The 18,046-nt window shown below is 72.6% G+C and carries 13 protein-coding genes and 1 pseudogene; 7 read left to right on the forward strand and 7 right to left on the reverse strand.

Annotated features, from left to right (window positions below; genetic code table 11):
• Nucleotides 1–82: 82 nt before the first annotated feature.
• On the forward strand, nucleotides 83–838 hold the full coding sequence (locus ACIOC0_RS27510) for a decaprenylphospho-beta-D-erythro-pentofuranosid-2-ulose 2-reductase (RefSeq protein WP_402158359.1): 756 nt from the start codon (nucleotides 83–85) through the stop codon (nucleotides 836–838).
• Here the strand turns inward: ACIOC0_RS27510 and ACIOC0_RS27515 are convergent, their stop codons facing one another.
• Nucleotides 839–1,417 carry a 2'-5' RNA ligase family protein gene (locus ACIOC0_RS27515; protein WP_130441267.1) on the reverse strand — a complete coding sequence of 193 codons (579 nt, stop codon included), beginning with the start codon at nucleotides 1,415–1,417 and terminating at the stop codon, nucleotides 839–841.
• 166 nt (nucleotides 1,418–1,583) lie between these two features.
• A complete protein-coding gene (gene trpS / locus ACIOC0_RS27520) occupies nucleotides 1,584–2,597 on the reverse strand; it encodes a tryptophan--tRNA ligase (RefSeq protein ID WP_402158361.1) in 1,014 nt (337 codons plus the stop codon).
• Between the two features lie 143 nt (nucleotides 2,598–2,740).
• On the opposite strand from trpS, the gene ACIOC0_RS27525 reads away from it, so the two are divergent.
• From ACIOC0_RS27525 to ACIOC0_RS27535, 3 genes are all read left to right on the forward strand, one after another.
• Nucleotides 2,741–3,301 (forward strand): RNA polymerase sigma factor, encoded by a 561-nt coding sequence (locus ACIOC0_RS27525; RefSeq protein WP_130441263.1) that lies wholly within the window; start codon nucleotides 2,741–2,743, stop codon nucleotides 3,299–3,301.
• The gene (locus ACIOC0_RS27530; RefSeq protein ID WP_402158363.1) at nucleotides 3,294–4,217 is read left to right on the forward strand and encodes a hypothetical protein; all 924 of its coding nucleotides are present in this window, start codon (nucleotides 3,294–3,296) and stop codon (nucleotides 4,215–4,217) included. The genes ACIOC0_RS27525 and ACIOC0_RS27530 overlap by 8 nt, the downstream gene beginning before the upstream one ends.
• A gap of 124 nt (nucleotides 4,218–4,341) precedes the next feature.
• Complete coding sequence (locus ACIOC0_RS27535; protein ID WP_402158365.1) at nucleotides 4,342–5,070, forward strand: hypothetical protein; 729 nt, start codon at nucleotides 4,342–4,344, stop codon at nucleotides 5,068–5,070.
• Nucleotides 5,071–5,096: 26 nt separating this feature from the next.
• Here ACIOC0_RS27535 and ACIOC0_RS27540 read toward each other — a convergent pair whose 3' ends face one another.
• Nucleotides 5,097–6,548 (reverse strand): glycine hydroxymethyltransferase, encoded by a 1,452-nt coding sequence (locus ACIOC0_RS27540; protein WP_402158367.1) that lies wholly within the window; start codon nucleotides 6,546–6,548, stop codon nucleotides 5,097–5,099.
• A 420-nt stretch (nucleotides 6,549–6,968) separates the two neighbouring features.
• Between ACIOC0_RS27540 and ACIOC0_RS27545 the strand changes: the two are divergent.
• From ACIOC0_RS27545 to ACIOC0_RS27555, 3 genes and pseudogenes are all read left to right on the forward strand, one after another.
• Nucleotides 6,969–7,543: pseudogene (locus tag ACIOC0_RS27545) on the forward strand (hypothetical protein).
• Between the two features lie 29 nt (nucleotides 7,544–7,572).
• The gene (locus tag ACIOC0_RS27550) at nucleotides 7,573–10,146 is read left to right on the forward strand and encodes a chorismate-binding protein (protein WP_402158369.1); all 2,574 of its coding nucleotides are present in this window, start codon (nucleotides 7,573–7,575) and stop codon (nucleotides 10,144–10,146) included.
• Nucleotides 10,143–11,666, forward strand: coding sequence for an AMP-binding protein (locus ACIOC0_RS27555; protein ID WP_402158371.1), 1,524 nt, complete (start codon nucleotides 10,143–10,145; stop codon nucleotides 11,664–11,666). The genes ACIOC0_RS27550 and ACIOC0_RS27555 overlap by 4 nt, the downstream gene beginning before the upstream one ends.
• Before the next feature lie 689 nt (nucleotides 11,667–12,355).
• Here ACIOC0_RS27555 and ACIOC0_RS27560 read toward each other — a convergent pair.
• The 4 genes from ACIOC0_RS27560 to ACIOC0_RS27575 are packed head-to-tail and all read right to left on the reverse strand — an operon-like array spanning nucleotide 12,356 to nucleotide 17,970.
• Nucleotides 12,356–13,315, reverse strand: a complete 960-nt coding sequence (locus ACIOC0_RS27560; protein WP_402158373.1) for an ABC transporter substrate-binding protein — start codon at nucleotides 13,313–13,315, stop codon at nucleotides 12,356–12,358.
• A 1-nt stretch (nucleotide 13,316) separates the two neighbouring features.
• On the reverse strand, nucleotides 13,317–15,257 hold the full coding sequence (locus tag ACIOC0_RS27565) for an ABC transporter permease (protein ID WP_402158376.1): 1,941 nt from the start codon (nucleotides 15,255–15,257) through the stop codon (nucleotides 13,317–13,319).
• Nucleotides 15,257–16,384, reverse strand: coding sequence for a glycine betaine/L-proline ABC transporter ATP-binding protein (locus ACIOC0_RS27570; RefSeq protein WP_402158378.1), 1,128 nt, complete (start codon nucleotides 16,382–16,384; stop codon nucleotides 15,257–15,259). Before ACIOC0_RS27570 ends, ACIOC0_RS27565 begins: the two co-directional genes overlap by 1 nt.
• Nucleotides 16,381–17,970 (reverse strand): GMC family oxidoreductase, encoded by a 1,590-nt coding sequence (locus tag ACIOC0_RS27575; protein ID WP_402158380.1) that lies wholly within the window; start codon nucleotides 17,968–17,970, stop codon nucleotides 16,381–16,383. The genes ACIOC0_RS27570 and ACIOC0_RS27575 overlap by 4 nt, the downstream gene beginning before the upstream one ends.
• Between the last annotated feature and the right edge of the window lie 76 nt (nucleotides 17,971–18,046).

Consider the following 18,046-nt stretch of genomic DNA (forward strand, 5'->3'; position numbering starts at 1 on the left):
GGGATGTTTCTCCATGAACCGCCTCGCGGGAGGGCGGTACGGTCGCCGAGATGTCCGTCGCCCTCGACCTCCTGGAGTTGTCGTGAAGGACGCCTCCGGCCTCCCCCGGTCCCTCCTCGTCCTCGGCGGGACGTCGGAGATCGCGCTGGCCACCGCACGCCGTCTGATCGCCCGCCGGACCCGCACGGTGTGGCTGGCGGGGCGCCCGTCGCCGGCGCTGGAGTCGGCCGCCGCCGGGCTGCGCGCCCTGGGCGCGCTGGTGCACACGGTCGCCTTCGACGCGCTCGACCCCGGGTCCCACGAGAGCGTCCTCGGCAAGGTGTTCGCGGAGGGCGACGTCGACATGGTGCTGCTCGCCTTCGGCGTGCTCGGCGACCAGGCGCACGACGAGCGTGATCCGGCGGCGGCCGTGCGCGTCGCGCAGACCAACTACACGGGCGCGGTGTCGGCGGGCCTGGTCGCCGCGTGCGCGCTGCAGTCGCAGGGCCACGGCTCCCTGGTCGTGCTGTCCTCCGCCGCCGGCGAGCGCGCCCGCCGCGCCGACTTCATCTACGGCTCAAGCAAGGCGGGCCTGGACACCTTCGCCCAGGGGCTGGGCGACGCGCTGTACGGCACGGGCGTCCACGTCATGGTCGTACGCCCGGGTTTCGTGCGGACGAGGAGCACCGCCGGCCTTCCCGAAGGACCCCTGGCCACCACTCCGGAGGCGGTCGCCACGGCGATCGAGCTGGGCCTGCGCCGCCGCTCGGAGACGGTGTGGGCGCCGGGTTTGCTGCGCGTGCGGATGTCGGCGTTGCGGCATCTGCCGCGGGGGCTCTTCCGCAGACTGCCGCTGTAGCTACCGGGTGGGCAGGGTGTCGCGGTCGACGTGGGGGGTCTGCGGGGGCACGGTCGGGCCGCCGAAGGGGTACTCGCGCAGCTTGCGCCAGACGGCGTCGGCGCCCTGTTCGTAGAGCGCGAAGCCGGTGCAGGACCACCGCGCCTCGTAGTCGGCGAGCTCCTCGAAGGCGCGGTCCATGGCCGCCTCGTCGATGCCGTGCGCCACGGTGACGTGCGGGTGGTAAGGGAACTGCAGTTCGCGTGCGATGGGGCCGGCGGGGTCGCGGACCTGCTGCTGGAGCCGGGTGCAGTCGGTCCGGCCCTCGGCGATCCGCACGTACACCACCGGCGAAAGGGGCCGGAAGGTGCCCGTGCCGGACAACCGCATCGGGAACGGCCGGCCCGCCGAGGCGACCCGCAGCAGATGCGCCTCGACGGCCGGCAGGCTCGCGGAGTCGACCTCGGTCGGCGGAAGCAGGGTGACGTGCGTGGGGATGCCGTGCGCGGCGGCGTCGCCGAAGCCCGCGCGCCGCTCCTGGAGCAGGCTGCCGTGAGGCTCCGGGACCGCGATCGACACTCCGATCGTTACGGTCCCCACGTCGTCTCCTGTCGTCGTGTCAAACGTGCTGTCACACGCGTGCTCAGTCGTACGTCTATCGACTGTACGGCCACCGCTGTGCGCTGGGCAGGCGCAGCCGAAGTGATGTGCAGCGCTCTGCGCGGCGGACGGCGTGTGCGGTGGTGCGCCCTCGGCGCGGCCGCGTTCAGTGCTTCGCGGGCAGGAAGCCCACCCTCTCGTACGCCTGGGACAGCGTCTCCGCGGCGACGGCCCGTGCCTTCTCCGCGCCCTTGGCGAGGAGCGAGTCGAGGGTCTCGGGGTCGTCGAGGTACTGCTGGGTGCGCTCCCGGAACGGGGTCACGAAGTCGACGACGACCTCGGCGAGGTCGGTCTTGAGCGCGCCGTACAGCTTGCCCTCGTAGCGCCGCTCCAGCTCCGGGATGCTCACGCCGGTCAGCGTCGAGTAGATGCTGAGCAGGTTGCTGACGCCCGGCTTGTTCTCGGCGTCGTAGCGCACGACCGTGTCGGTGTCGGTGACCGCGCTCTTGACCTTCTTCGCGGTGGCCTTGGGGTCGTCGAGCAGGTTGATGAGGCCCTTCGGCGTGGACGCCGACTTGCTCATCTTGATCGACGGCTCCTGGAGGTCGTAGATCTTCGCCGTCTCCCGCAGGATGTACGGCTTCGGGATCGTGAAGGTCTCCCCGAAGCGGCCGTTGAAGCGGTCGGCGAGGTCACGGGTGAGCTCGATGTGCTGGCGCTGGTCCTCGCCGACGGGGACCTCGTCGGCCTGGTAGAGCAGGATGTCGGCGACCTGGAGGATCGGGTACGTGAACAGGCCGACCGAGGCGCGGTCGGCGCCCTGCTTGGCGGACTTGTCCTTGAACTGCGTCATCCGGGAGGCCTCGCCGAAGCCGGTGAGGCAGTTCATCACCCAGGCGAGCTGCGCGTGCTCGGGGACGTGGCTCTGCACGAACAGCGTGCAGCGGTCCGGGTCGAGGCCCGCCGCGAGGAGCTGAGCGGCGGCCAGCCGCGTGTTGGCGACCAGTTCCTTCGGGTCCTGCGGGACCGTGATCGCGTGCAGGTCGACGACCATGTAGAAGGCGTCGTGGGACTCCTGCAGAGCCACCCACTGGCGCACGGCGCCGAGGTAGTTGCCGAGGTGGAACGAGCCGGCGGTGGGCTGGATGCCGGAGAGCACGCGGGGTCGGTCATTGGCCATGTCCACCATTGTCTCAGGTGTCGGGGACCGCTCCGGAATCCGCCGGAAAACAGATGTGCGGCGGGTGGGAACCGATCGGCGCCGGGCGGTGTAGCAAGGGTGTGAAAGCGCGGGAGGGGGGCCGCATCGCCGATGAGGCCGCGGTGATCGCACGCGTACGCGCCGGGGAGCCGGAGGCGTACGCGGACCTGGTGCGCGCCCATACGGGGATCGCGCTGAGGGCGGCCCGCGCGCTGGGCGCGGGCGCGGACGCGGAGGACGTGGTGCAGCAGGCCTTCTTCAAGGCGTACTGCTCGCTGGGGCGCTTCCGGGACGGCGAGTCCTTCCGGCCGTGGCTGCTGTCGATCGTCGCCAACGAGACGCGGAACACCGTGCGGGCGGCGGGTCGGCGGCTGACGCTGGCGGGCCGGGAGGCGGCGATGGCGGGGGCGGAGCCGCTGATACCGGAGTCGGTCGATCCGGCGGTCGCGGCCGTGGCGGGCGAGCGACGCCTCGCACTGCTGTCCGCGCTGGAACGGCTCAGTGAGGAGCACCGGCTGGTCGTCACGTATCGCTACCTGCTGGAGATGGACGAGCCCGAGACGGCCCAGGCGCTGGGCTGGCCGAGGGGGACGGTGAAGTCCCGGCTCAATCGGGCCCTGCGCAAACTGGGGCGGCTGCTGCCGGAGGGCGGGGTGCGGGGAGGAGGTGACGACGATGGGTGAGGACCGGGACGCCGGGCTGCCGGAGGAACTGCGGGCGCGGGAGCGGGACGCCGGGCTGCCGGAGGAACTGCGGGCGCGGGAGCGGGACGCCGGGCTGCCGGAGGAACTGCGGGCGCTCGGGCGGGCGCTGGACCGGCCGGGGGACGACGGGGGCGAGACCGTGGTCGAGCAGGTGCTCCGGCGGATACTCGCCGAGCAGGTGCCCGTGCCGGTGGCCGAGCCGCGAGGGCCCGCCGAGTGGCTGAGATCGGCGCGCCGCCGGGCGAGGGCGCGGTGGCGGGCGGTGACCGCCGGGCTGTGCGGGCTGGTCGCCGTCCTCGTGCTCACTCCTCCTGTGCGGGCGTCGGTGGCGGACTGGTTCGGCTTCGGCGGGGTCGAGGTGCGGGTGGATCCGTCCGCGGTGCCGTCGGCGCGGGGTTCGGCGCCGGGCTGCGAGGGGTCCGTCACGCTCGGGGAGGCTGCGCGGCGGGCGGGATTCCGGCCCGTGGTGCCGCGCGCGTTCGGGGAGCCGGACGCGGTGACGGTGGTGCCCTTGCCGGGGGACCGGTCCCTGGTCGGCCTGTGCCGGCGGGAGGGCGGGCGCATGATCCGGGTCGACGAGTTCCGGGCGGGTCTGGACTTCGCGTTCGTCAAGACCGTCGAGGAGCAGCCCGAGTACCTGCCCCTGGGCGAGGGCGGGGAGGGCGCGGAGACCGGCCAGGTCGTGCCGGAGCAGGCCCTGTGGTTCCCGAAGCCGCACGTGCTGACGTTCTGGCTGGTGGGCCCCGACGGCGGGCGTTTCACCCGGTCGGAGCGCACGGCCGGACCGACGCTGCTGTGGACCCACCGGGGTTCCGGCGGCGTCGAGTTGACGTTCCGTCTGGAGGGCGTCGAGTCCAGGGAACGGGCTCTGGAGATCGCCCGGTCGGTGACCTGACGCTCGGTCTGGGAAGCGTCCTCGAACGGCCGGAAAGGCGGGAACCCCGACGGGCCGAGCGGTGTACCAGAAGTGACACAGCGAGTGCGGGCGGGCCGCACCGGTTCGGACATGGGGGTGTCGGATGCGCTGGTTGCGTGAACTGGTCGCTCTTGCGGGCGCGTTGGCGCTGGCCTTCGCGGCTGTGGTGCTCGGCGCCACGGCCTCGGTGGCGGGCGGGCCGACGAGTGTGCTGCTGGCCTCGCCCACGAGCCGGGAGACGGCCTCGCTGTACAGCACCGACGACGACTACAGCCGGTTGGACACGCTGCTGCACGACTCGGGCGGGGCGCGCGCGGGCGGGGTGGGGCCCCCGAAGCCGGACGAGATGACGGGCCGCCTGATCAACATCACGTGGCTCGCGCATGACGTGCACCCTTGGCGGGTGGACCGGGTGTACTGGCTGACGTCCGACGACCGGGCGATCTGGATATCGACGTCCCTGGAGGCCTCGTCGACGGGGGCCTGGCACCAGCCGAAGGATCCCGCTCGGTTGCGGACGCTGTTCACCGAGCTGGGGCTCATGGGCGAGTCGGCGGGCCCGGGGTCCGGCGGCCGGCCCTACGCGGCGGAGGGACCCGCGGCCGGGGTGGCGAAGGCCTCCTCGGAGCCGTCCGCCACTGCGGGCGAGCCGGTCACGAGGTCGGCCGCCGCCGGGAGCCCGGCCCCCGGCGCCGGCTGGTGGTGGGCGATACCCGGGCTCGCGCTGGGCCTGGCCCTGGGCTTCGGCCGCACCCTTCTGGCCCGCCGTGCGGCAGCACCGGAGGTGTCCGGGCCGCCGCACGAGCCGCGTCAGAAGCTCATCGATCTCTGACGGGAGACGGAGCTCTCAGGCTTCGGTCAGCCGAGGTCGATGTCCGGGTACAGGGGGAACCCGGCGACGAGGTCGGTGGCCCGGTGGGAGATCTCGTCCGCGATCTTCCGGTCGAGGACGTGGGAGGCCTTGCTGGGGGCGCCCGACTTCGTCGTGCCGGGCTGCGTCGTGGTGAGGACGCGGTCGATCAGGCCGGCGACCTCGTCCATCTCCGCGGTGCCCAGGCCGCGGGTGGTGAGCGCCGGGGTGCCGATGCGGATGCCGGAGGTGTACCAGGCGCCGTTGGGGTCGGCGGGGATGGCGTTGCGGTTGGTGACGATGCCGGAGTCCAGCAGGGCGGACTCGGCCTGGCGGCCGGTGAGGCCGTAGGAGGTGGCGACGTCGATCAGGTTGAGGTGGTTGTCGGTGCCGCCGGTGACGAGGGTCGCGCCCCGGCGCTTGAGGCCCTCGGCGAGAGCGCGGGAGTTGTCGACGATGCGCTGGGCGTAGTCCTGGAAGGACGGCTGCCTGGCCTCGGCGAGGGCGACGGCCTTGGCGGCCATCACATGCGGGAGGGGGCCGCCGAGGACCATCGGGCAGCCGCGGTCCACCTGGTCCTTGAGGGAGTCGTCGCACAGGACCATGCCGCCGCGCGGGCCGCGCAGCGACTTGTGCGTGGTGGTGGTGACGATCTGGGCGTGCGGCACCGGGTCGAAGTCGCCGGTGAGGACCTTGCCGGCGACGAGGCCCGCGAAGTGGGCCATGTCGACCATCAGCGTCGCGCCGACCTCGTCGGCGATCTCGCGCATGATCCGGAAGTTCACCAGACGGGGGTAGGCCGAGTAGCCGGCGACGATGATCAGCGGCTCGAACTCGCGGGCGGAGGCGCGCAGGGCGTCGTAGTCGATCAGGCCGGTGGCCGGGTCGGTGCCGTAGGAGCGCTGGTCGAACATCTTGCCCGAGATGTTGGGGCGGAAGCCGTGGGTGAGGTGGCCGCCGGCGTCGAGGGACATGCCGAGCATGCGCTGGTTGCCGAAGGCCTGGCGCAGTTCGGCCCAGTCGGCCTCGGAGAGGTCGTTGACCTGGCGGGCGCCGGTCTTCTCCAGGAACGGCGCCTCGACGCGGTCGGCGAGGACGGCCCAGAAGGCGACGAGGTTGGCGTCGATGCCGGAGTGCGGCTGGACGTAGGCGTGGCGGGCGCCGAAGAGTTCGCGGGCGTGCTCGGCGGCGAGGGACTCGACGGTGTCGACGTTGCGGCAGCCTGCGTAGAAGCGGCGGCCCACGGTGCCCTCGGCGTACTTGTCGCTGAACCAGTTGCCCATCGCGAGGAGCGTGGCCGGGGAGGCGTAGTTCTCCGATGCGATCAGCTTGAGCATCTCGCGCTGGTCGGCGACCTCCTGGCCGATGGCGTCGGCGACGCGCGGCTCCACGGCGCGGACCACGTCGAGGGCGGCGCGGAAGGCGGTGGACTGGGTGGAGAGGGGCTGCTGCTCTGACATCTCGTCGGCCTCCGGGTGGCGTGGGTGCTGAGAAGCGGTCACGGGTTCACGGCTCGGCCCAGGCGCACGGCACTCGTCTCACTCCGGGCCGCTCCCCGATGGTCCGTCCCATCCCAGCGCGCCAGTCACGGCCCGTCGGTCAGCCTACCGGCCGGGCCTCGACGGCAAGGGCGCGCGTCCACCATGCGAGCGACGCCTATCGGGGCTTTTTCCGGGCCCTTTTCGTGGGCGCGCGGGAATGATGCGCTATTCCATCCACTTCCGCAAGCGCTTTCCCCAATTCCATCGGACGTTACCCCGAGTATCGGCAGACATATTCAAGGAGCCCACCCCAAAACGTTACAAGATCGACATTCACGGCGGCCGAAAAAAATACATTGAAGCTTGAACACAGCCGTTCTTCCGGCCGTACTCGAAAGCGTGACCAGTAATCCCGTCACCGTCACCGTGACCTACCACGTGGTGCCGGGCCACGAGTCGGACTTCCACTCCTGGGGCTGGGCCATGCTGGCCGCGAGTGCGCGGCAACCGGGCTTTCTGGGAGGTGGCGTCCTTGTCGATGGAGAGGCGGAATGGCATGTGGTCCACCGCTTCGCCGGCCGGCGCGACCTTGCCGCCCGGGAGGATTCGAGCGCTCGCCGGCAGTGGGACGTCGAGGCTGTCGGGTTCTCCCGGCAGGCGGGCCGCAAGAGTGTTCGCGGCGGCAAGGCCTGGTTCGACTCCCAGGCCCCACAGCCCCCCCCACCGACTCCGCCGTCGAAATAGAAGCTCTGGTTCGTGAATATGAGCGCCGTTTTCCACCGGTGCTCATATTCAATGTGGCCGTGCTTCCCCATCTCGGCGCGCTCAATCCGCTCATTCGTACGCTGTTGCTGTGCCTCTGCGTGACGGCACTCGTCACCTGGATTCTCATGCCGCGCCTCCAGCGATTCTTCAAGAAATGGCTGCATCCACCGCTTCAGGCGCTGCGCGGACGGCACAAACGCACCGCGTAGGACGGGAACGACCAGAGGGAGGTGGGCGGGTGAAGACCCTGCTCATCGACAATTACGACTCGTACACGTACAACCTGTTCCAGCTGATCGCCGAGGTCAACGGCGAGGAGCCGGTGGTGATCCTGAACGACACACCGGTGGAAGCGGTTCCCGACCTCGCCGAGTTCGACAACGTGGTGGTGTCGCCCGGACCAGGGCACCCGGCGAACGCGCGTGACTTCGGCATCGCCGCCCGCGTGATCGCCGGCTCCCCGCTGCCCCTGCTCGGCGTCTGCCTGGGGCACCAGGGGATCGCGCTCGGGGAGCGCGGCGAGGTGGCGGCCGCGCCGGAGCCCCGGCACGGCTTCCTGACCACCGTGCGGCACGACGGCAGTGACCTGTTCCAGGGCCTGCCGCAGGACTTCACCGCGGTCCGCTACCACTCGCTGGCCGTGCGCGAGCCGTTGCCGGACGCCTTGGAGGCCACCGCCTGGGCGGAGGACGGCGTGTTGATGGGCCTGCGGCACCGTACGCGACCGTTGTGGGGCGTGCAGTTCCACCCGGAGTCGGTGCTCACCGAGTACGGCCACCGCATGCTGGTGAACTTCCGCAATCTGACGGCCGAGCGGGCGCGCAAGCTACGCGCGAAGAACACGGCGGTCCCCCTGAACGCGACCGCCCGCCCCGCGGGTGCCTCCCGGACCGCGGGAGTCCTGCGCACCTCGTTCACCGCCCCCGCCCCGCCCGGACCGGCTCCGGTGACCTCGACGGCGACGGTGCTCCCGCTGGCCACCCTGGCCCACCCGCCGAACCCCGCGCCCACGGAGACCCCCGCGGGGGGCACCACGGCCACGGCGGCGGATCACACCGCCTCCGCGGCGACCGGCGCCGGCGCCCCGGCCGTTCCCCTCGTCCCCCGCCCCCGGCGGGCCGAAGGGGTCGGGTACCGGGTGCAGTGGCGGCGGGTCGAGGGGGCCGTCGACGCCGAGGCGGCGTTCGGGCGGATGTACGCGGGCGCCGAGCGGGCGTTCTGGCTGGACAGTTCACTCGTCGAGCCGGGGCGGTCGAGGTTCTCGTTCTTCGGGGACGGCAGCGGCCCTCTCGCGGAGTTCGTGCGCTACGACGTCGACGCCGGGCGCTGTGAGATCGAGCGGCCGGGGCGGCCCCCGCGCAAGGTCCGCGCGAGCGTCTTCGACTACCTGAAGCGGCAGTTGGCGAGCCGCAGGGTCGACCCCGCCGGGCTGCCCTTCGGCTTCACCGGCGGTTATGTCGGCTACTTCGGTTACGAGACCAAGGCCGACTGCGGCTCCCCCAACCGGCACAGCTCGGACGTCCCCGACGCCTGCTGGCTCTTCGCCGACCGGCTGATCGCCGTGGACCACGAGGAAGGCGTCACGTACGCCGTGTGCCTCGCGGAGGACACCGCGCAGGGTGCGCGGGAGGCCGCCGACTGGCTGGACTCGGCGCAGGCCCGGCTGACCCGCCTGCTCGCGGACCCCGGACCCGCCCTGCCCGCGCCGGCCGTGCCGACGGCGGAGCCGGACCCCGCCGCGGCCGAACCCTGGCTGGTCCGCGACCGGGAGACCTACCTCGCCGACATCGCCGCCTGCCAGCGGGAACTGCTGGCCGGCACCAGCTACGAGGTGTGCCTGGCGGACGCCGCCCGGCTGCCCGCGCCGCCCGACGCCTTCGACTTCTACCGCGTGCTGCGCCGAAGCGACCCGGCGCCCTACGGGGCCTTCCTGAGTTTCGGTGACCTCGACGTGGCCGGTTCCTCCCCCGAGCGGTTCCTGCGCGTCACCCGGGACGGCGTGGCCGAGGCCAGGCCCGTCAAGGGCACCGCGCGCCGCGCCGAGGACCCCGTGGAGGACGCCCGGTTCCGGGACGAGCTGGGCACGGACGCCAAGGCCCGCGCCGAGAACCTGATGATCGTGGACCTGCTGCGCAACGACCTCGGCCGGCTCTGCCGGACCGGGACGGTCCGGGTGACCGGGCTCATGGAGACCGAGACGTACACGACGGTGCACCAGCTCGTGTCCACCGTCGAGGGCCGGCTGCGCGAGGGCAGGGACGCGGTGGACTGCGTCCGCGCCTGCTTCCCGGGCGGCTCGATGACCGGCGCGCCCAAGCTCCGCACGATGGAGATCATCGACGGCCTGGAGACCGAGGCCCGCGGGGTCTACTCCGGCGCCCTCGGCTACCTGGGCTGCGGCGGCGACGCCGATCTGAGCATCGTCATCCGCACGGCCGTGATCGCCGACGGGCTGATGCGCGTCGGGGCCGGCGGGGCGATCGTCCTCGACTCCGACCCGGTCGCGGAGTACGACGAGATGCTGCTGAAGACAGCAGGGCAGATGTGGGCGCACGCCGCCGCCCTGGCCCGGGCTCCCCGGCCCGCCGGCCGGCCGTCCCCGAGAGCGGCCGCCCGGTCGGCGGCCCCGCCGTCGGCGCTGCCGGCCGCCCTGCCTCCCGTAAGGCCGTCCGCCGAGCGTCCGCCGGCCCGGCAGCGCCGGGAGCCGGTCGCCGCCGCCTCCCGCGGTCCCCAGCAGCGCCCGTCCACGATGCGCGCCGACGCCCGGGCCGCGCAGACCTCCCAGATCGTCGCCCCGGAGCCGGCCCCATGACGTCACCGCAGTCCACGCTGTCCCCGGCCGACCTCCACGTCCCCGGCAACCTCGCGGCGCACCTCGCCGTGCTCGCCGGGCAGCGCGGCTGGCACGAGCGGGCCGCCTTCCACCAGGGGCACCGGACCTGGACCCACGGCGAGGTGCACGCGCTCGCCGCCGGCGCGGCCACCGTCCTCGCCGAGCACGGCGTACGCCCCGGCGACCGGGTGCTGCTCGCCCTGCCGGACGGCATCGCCTGGATCGTCGCCTTCCTCGGCGCCGCCCGAGCGGGCGCCACCGCGGTCCTGGTGAACCCCGAACTCCCCGCCCGCGAGCACGCGTTCATGGCCGAGGACACCGACGCCGTGCTGTGCGTCACCGACCCGGGCCCGGAGAGCCGGTTCGCCGGCCGGGCCCAGCTCGGCGCCGACCAGCTCCTCGCGCTCGCGCCCTTCGCCGAGCCGGCCGCCGCCCACCCCGTCGACGAGCGCACCGCACTGTACGTCCAGTACACGTCGGGCACCACGGGCAGCCCGAAGGGGGTCGTGCACCGGCACGGCGACCCGCGCCTCTACCACGAGCTGGTGGGCAGACGGCTGCTGAGAATCACCGAGGACGACGTCGCCCTGTCGGTGTCCCGGCTGTACTTCGCCTACGGCTTCGGCAACGCCTTCGTCTTCCCGCTCTTCTCCGGTTCCTCCGCGGTGCTCACCGACCGGCTCCCCACTCCGGCGGCCGTGGACGAGCTGGTGGCCCGGCACCGGGTGACGCTGCTCTACTCCGTGCCGTCCGCGTACGCCGCCCTGGCCGCCGACCGCGGCAACGGGCACGAGGCCTGCTTCGCCTCCGTACGGGCCGCGGTGTCGGCCGGGGAGGGCATGCCGGCCGTACTGGAGAGACAGGTCGCCGCTCTGCTCGGCGCGCCGGTGCTGGAGCAGATCGGCTCGACCGAGGCCGGGCACGCCTTCTGCGCCAACAGCGTGGCCCACAACCGCCCCGGCACCGTGGGCCGTCCCGTGCCCGGCTTCGAGGTGGAGGTCCGCGACCGTGACGGGCGTCCGCTGCCGGAGGGCGCGGAGGGCGAGCTGTGGGTGCGCGGGCCGACGGTGACGTCCGGCTATCTGAACCGTGCCGAGGAGAGCGAACGAACCCTGGTCGGCGGCTGGTTGGCCACCCGTGACCGGGCGCGCCGCGAACCGGACGGAACGTACCGGTACCTGGGCCGCGTCGACGACATGGAGATGGTCGGCGGGATCACCGTCTCGCCGTTGGAGGTCGAGGAGGTGCTGCGCGGTCATCCGTCGGTGCGGGAGGTCGCGGTCGTGGCCGTGCGCGACGGCGGCGGCGCCGGCCGGCTGCGGGCGTTCGTCGTCCCGCGCACCACGGCGCCGTCCGGGTTGGAGGACGACCTGATCGCGCTGGCGCGCCGGCGGCTGGCCGCCTTCAAGGTGCCGCGCAGTGTCAGCTTCGTCCCGTCGCTGCCCCGCACCCCCACCGGCAAGCTCCGCCGCCAGCTGGTCCGCAAGGGCGCGTGGTGACCCGGCGCGGCCGGACGCGCGCCCCCCTGGCAGCCGCACGACCGAAGTGAAAGAACCAGCCGCATGTCCCAGCAGTCCCTGCTCGCCGACCGCGGGTTCCCTCTCTCGCGCCGGTGCTGCCGTCGTGCGGTTCGTGGCTGGAGCACGCGCCGTACGGTTTCCGGCACGGGGCGCCGGCGGTGGCAGTGGCGGGCGGCAAGTACTGAGCGGGAGGCAAGGATGACTGCACGACTGACCGCGCGAGAGGGTTGCTGACCTGGACGCCCTGGCCGGGGCGTGGGCGCGGGCCGTCGCCGAGGGGGCCAGGAGGCGCTTCTCGTGGACGCGTCGGGGACGGTGCCGGAGTCGGCGCCCGCGAGCGTGCTGTGGTGGGAGGGCGACACCCTCTGCCCCCCCCGGACGGGGCGCCCGTGCTGCCCGGGGTGACGGCCGGTCTGATCCAGGAGCGGGCCGCCCGCTCGGCGGTCCCCGTCGCCCACCGCAGGCGCACGGTGGCCGAGCTGGCCGGCCGGGAGGTGTGGCTCGTGAACGCGCTGCACGGCATCCGCCCGGTGACGAGCTGGACGGACGACAGGACGTTTTCACTTCCGGTGAGAAGAACTTCGACGCCCGCACTTTTTTCATTCGGCATTATCGGGCGCCGGAAGACCCGGCGGGGGGCCGCCCGTGGTGGGGCGGCCCCGTCCGCGTCAGCTCAGCCAGGAGCGCCAGGTCGACTCGTGGGTCTTCACCCACTTCTTCGCCGCGTCCTCGGGGGCGAGCTTCTGGTCGGCGATCATCAGGGAGACCGCGTTCTGGTCCTCGGTGGTCCACTTGAACTTCTTGAGGAAGGCCGCCGCCTTGCCGCCCTTCCTCGCGAAGTCCGCGTTGAGGTACTTCTCCAGCGGGGTGTGCGGGTAGCCGCAGGCCACCTTGTCGGGCACCGCGTCGCAGCCCTCCTTGTACGGGGGCAGCTTGACCTCCGTCATGGGGACCTTCTCGAACAGCCACTGGGGGGCGTACCAGTAGGTCAGGAAGGGCTTCTTCTCCTTGGCGAACTGCCTCATCTGGGTGATCTGGGCTGCCTCGGAGCCGGCGAAGACCACCTGGTAGTTCAGGTTGAGGTTCTTCACCAGCGCCTTGTCGTTGGTGACGTAGGACGGGGAGCCGTCCATCAGCTGGCCCTTGCCGCCGCTCTCGGGCGTGCGGAACTGCTCGGCGTACTTGTCGAGGTTCTTCCAGTTCGTGACGTCGGGGTGCTGCTTGGCGAAGTACGTCGGCACGAACCAGCCGATGTGCCCGGTGACGCCGAGTTCGCCGCCGCGCGCGATGGTCTTCTTGTCGTCGACGTAGCGCTTCTCCTGCTCGGGGTGGCCCCAGTCCTCCAGGATCGCGTCGACGCGGCCCTGGCTGAGGGCGTCCCAGGCGGGGACCTCGTCGACCTGCACGGTGTCGACGCGGTAGCCGAGCTCGTGCTCCAGGATGTACTGGGCGACGGCGACGTTGGCCTGCGCGCCCACCCAGGACTGCACCGACAGGGTGACGGACTTGGAGCCCTGGGCGTTGGCGAACGGCGAGGCCTGCTTGGTCATGTCGGCGGCGCCGCACCCGGTCAGCAGCGCGAGCGCGCAGGCACCGCTCACCGCGGCGGTCGTCGTACGGAGTCGCATGTCACGCTCCCTTCTGGGCGCGCCGGTCGGTCGGCTGGGTCACCCGGTCGAGCATCAGGCCGAGGCAGACGATCGCGGCGCCGGCCACCAGACCGGTCGCCAGGTCGCCCTGGGCGAGGCCGAAGACGACGTCGTATCCGAGCGCGCCGCCGCCGACCAGGCCGCCGATGATGACGACGGCGAGGACCAGGACGACGCCCTGGTTCAGGGCGAGCAGCAGCGCCGGGCGGGCCAGCGGCAGCTGCACCCCCCGCAGCTGCTGGCTGCCGGTGGCGCCGAGGGAGCGGGCGGCCTCCATGGCGGCCGGGTCGACCTGGCGCAGCCCCTGGGTGGTGATGCGGATGACGGCCGGCAGGGCGTAGACGACGGCCGCGGCGACCGCCGGGGCACGGCCCACGCCGAACAGCGCGACGACCGGGATGAGGTACACGAACTGCGGCATCGTCTGGAAGACGTCCATGACGGGCCGCAGCAGCCGCTCCACGCGGTCGCTGCGGGCGGCGGCGATCGCGGTCCCGAAGCCGAGGACGAGGGTGACGGCGACTGCGGCGAGGACCTGGGACAGCGTGTCCAGGGAGGGTTCCCACACGCCGAGCACGCCGATCGCGGCCATGGCGAGGACGGCGGTGAGCGCGGTGCGCCAGGTGCCGATGACCCAGGCCAGCGCGGCGACCAGGAGCAGCACCGACCACCAGGGCAGCGCCTGCAGGCCGTCCCGGAGCGGGTCGAGGACCCAGGTGGTGAAGTGGCCCGCCCAGTCGGCGGTGCCGCCGACGACGGGGACGCCGGAGTAGAGGTGTGCCGTCATCCAGTCCACGACGCGGTTGACCGGCTCGGCGATGGAGATCGTCCAGGCGTCGGGCCAGTCGAGGCGGCCGATCAGCCGGCCGCCGACCGCGACCGCCACAGCGACGGCGAGCAGCGCGTAGACGCCCCGGGTGCGGTGGTTCTCGCCGGTGCCCTGCCCGGCGGCGGCCGTCACCCGGTCCAGGACGACGGCGAGCAGCACGATCGGGATGCCGGCCGCGAGGGCCGCGCCCACGTCGACCGAGGCGAGGGCCTGGTAGACGCGGTCACCGAGACCGCCGCCGCCGATCACGGAGGCGATGACGGCCATGGACAGCGCCATCATGATCGTCTGGTTGAGGCCGAGGAGGAGTTCCTTGCGGGCGAGCGGGATCCGCGCGGTCAGCAGCCGCTGGCGGGCGGTCGCGCCGAGCGACTCCACCGCCTCCAGGACGCCCTTGTCGGCGCAGCGCAGGCCGAGCGCGGTGAGCCGGGCCATGGGCGGGGCGGCGTAGACGACGGTGGCCAGGACGGCCGCCGGGACGCCGATGCCGAAGATGAGGACCACGGGCAGCAGGTAGGCGAAGGCGGGGAGCACCTGCATGGTGTCCAGGACCGGTCGCAGGATCCGTTCCATGCGGTCGGAGAGCCCTGCGGCGAGGCCGAGCAGGGCGCCGACGACGACGGAGGCCAGGACGGCGACCACCATGAGCGCGAGGGTCTGCATGGTGGGGACCCACATGCCGAGGACCCCGCAGGCGAGGAACGCGGCGGCGGTGCCCAGCGCCAGCCGGGCTCCGGCGACCCGCCAGGCGACGAGTGCGCCCAGCGCGGTGACGCCGGCCCAGCCGACGCCCAGCAGCACCAGGTAGACGGCGCGCACGGACAGCACGACGGCGTTGCTGATGTGGCCGAAGAAATACAGGAACAGCGGGTGGCTGTCCCGGTTGTCGATGATCCAGTCGCTGACGCCGGTCAGCGGTTTGGTGAGGTCGACGGTCAGGGCCTGCGGCCAGCTGCCGCTCGCCCAGCGGGCGTCGGCGAGCGGCACGAGGACAGCGGCGGCGACCGCGAGGGCGAGCAGCTTGTGCACGGCCCGGTGCTTGAGGAAGGCGGGAACGCCGGGGCGGAACGCGGGTGCGGTGACCGTCGCCATCACACGGCCTCCTTACGCGGCTCGGGGGCGGCCTCCTTACGCGGCTCCGGCGCGGCGGCGTGCCGCCCCGTGCCGTCAGTGCCGGTCTCGCCGGTCGTGCCGGCGACGACACCGAGCAGCGCCTCGGAGTCGACCACGCCGACGCAGCGCCCGTGGTCGACCACCCGGGCCGGGGCCTTGGCGCGGGCGACCGCCTCGATCGCCTCGGACACGGTGGCGTCGGGGGCGACGGCGGGGCCGCTGTCGGCCTCGTCGGCGGAGGCCCGGCGCATGGCGGAACGGACGGTGAGGACCTGTTCGCGGGGCACGTCGCGGACGAACTCGCGGACGTATTCGTCGGCGGGCGAGCCGACGATCTCCTCGGGGGTGCCGAGCTGGACGACGCGGCCGTCGCGCATCAGGGCGATGCGGTCGCCGAGCTTGAGCGCCTCGTTGAGGTCGTGGGTGATGAAGACCATCGTGCGGCCCTCCTCGCGGTGGAGGCGGACCACCTCCTCCTGCATGTCCCGCCGGATGAGCGGGTCGAGCGCGCTGAACGGCTCGTCGAACAGCAGGACCTCGGGGTCGACGGCGAGCGCGCGGGCCAGTCCGACGCGCTGCTGCTGGCCGCCGGAGAGCTGGCCGGGCCGGCGCTGTTCCATGCCGTCCAGGCCGACCTTGGCGACGATCTCGCGGGCGCGTTCGCGGCGCTCGGCCTTGCCGACGCCCTGGATCTCCAGACCGTAGGCCACGTTGTCGAGGACCGTGCGGTGCGGGAGGAGGCCGAAGTGCTGGAAGACCATGGCGGCCCGGTGGCGGCGCAGTTCGCGCAGCCGGGCGCGGTCCATGGCGCGGACGTCCTCGCCGTCGACGACGATGCTGCCGGCGGTCGGCTCGATCAGCCGGGTCAGGCATCGCACCAGGGTGGACTTGCCGGAGCCGGACAGGCCCATGACGACGAAGACCTCGCCCTTGCGCACGTCGAAGGAGACGTCGCGGACGGCGGCCGTGCAGCCGGTGCGGGAGCGCAGCTCGGCGGCCGGGAGGGCGGCGAGCTCGGGGTCCACCGGGACGCGTTCGGGCTTGGGGCCGAAGACCTTCCACAGGCCCTCGACGCTGAACACCGGGGAGTTGGAGACCTCGGTCATCGCGCACCACCGCCGATCCGCTCGGCGGTACGCGCTCCGACGTGGCCACCGGCGTCCTCGCCGATCAGTTCAGCGGCCTTCTCCCCCACCATCAGTACTCCGATCATCGGGTTCACAGCGGTCATCGTCGGGAAGACCGACGCGTCGGCGATACGCAGCCCCTCAAGGCCGCGTACGCGCAACTTCGGGTCGACGACCGCGAGTTCGTCGTCGGCGGCACCCATGCGGCAGGTGCCCGCCGGGTGGTACACGGTGTGGGCGACCTTGCGGGCGTACTCGCTGAGCTCCTCGTCGCTCGTGACGTGGGGGCCGGGGGCCACCTCGCGCTTGAGCCAGGGGGCCAGCGGCTCGGTCGCGGCGATCTCGCGGGCGATGCGGATGCCGTCGACGAGGGTGCGGGCGTCGTAGTCGTCCTCGTCGGTGAAGTAGCGGAAGTCCAGGGCGGGCTTGACCGACGGGTCGGAGCTGGTCAGGTAGAGCCTGCCGCGGCTCTTGGGCTTGGGGATGTTCGGGGTCATGGAGACGCCGAACTCCGGCCGCTCGTAGCCCAGTCGCTCCGGGTTGTCGGTGAAGGGGATCTGGTAGAAGTGGAACATCAGGTCCGGGCCCGCGTGTCCGGCGTCGCGGCGCACGAACAGGCCGGCGTCGGAGTCCATCGCGGAGTTCTCGGGGATCGGGCCGTTGGTCTCCCAGACGATCACCGACTCGGGGTGGTCGAGGAGGTTCTCGCCGACACCGGGCAGGTCGTGGACGACGGGGATGCCGAGCGCGTCCAGGTCGGCCTTGGGGCCGATGCCGGAGTGCATGAGCAGGCGCGGGGAGTCGACGGCGCCGGCGCACAGCAGGACCTCGCCCCGGGCCCGCACGACGAACTCCTCGCCGTCCTTGGCGCGCACGTGGACGCCCCGCACGCGGGTGCCGTCCAGGTCCAGCCGGTAGGCCCAGGTCTCCAGCAGGATCGTCAGGTTGGGGCGCTCGTCCATCACCGGGTGCAGGTAGGCCACCGAGGCGCTGGAGCGCTTGTTGTTCTCGGGGTGGTAGGCGAGGTCGAAGAAGCCGACGCCGTCGTCGAACGGCTTCTTGTTGAAGCCCTCGACGCGGGGCACGCCGAGCGCCGACTGCGCCGCGTCGACGAAGTCGCGGGCGATGGCGTTGCGGTCCTTCTCGTCCACCGGGACGATGTTGTTCTTCAGGCGGGCGTAGTAGGCCTCCATCGGCACCGCGCCCCAGCCCTCGGCGCCGGCCTGCTCCCACTCGTCCCAGTCGGAGGGCAGCGGCTTGAAGGCGATGAGGGTGTTGTGGGAGGAACAACCGCCGAGGACGCGGGCCCGGCTGTGCCGGATGTGGGAGTTGCCGCGCGGCTGCTCGGTGGTCGGGTAGTCGTAGTCCAGCTCGCCGCCGAGCAGACCCATCCAGCGGCGCAGGGTCAGCACGTCGTCACGGCCGACGTCGCTGGGGCCGCCCTCGATGACGGCGACGGTCACATCGGGGTCCTCGGTGAGACGGGAGGCGATGACCGACCCGGCCGTGCCGCCGCCTATGACGACATAGTCGTATTCATCGAACGCGTGGGTGTGATCGGACATGAGAGTGGTACTCCAGGGGTGCGATGGGGGAGGAACTGGAGATCTGACGGGGTCCTGAGGGGGAGGAGGGGTGGGA

This window comes from Streptomyces sp. NPDC088254, from assembly GCF_044740925.1.
GTDB lineage: Bacteria > Actinomycetota > Actinomycetes > Streptomycetales > Streptomycetaceae > Streptomyces.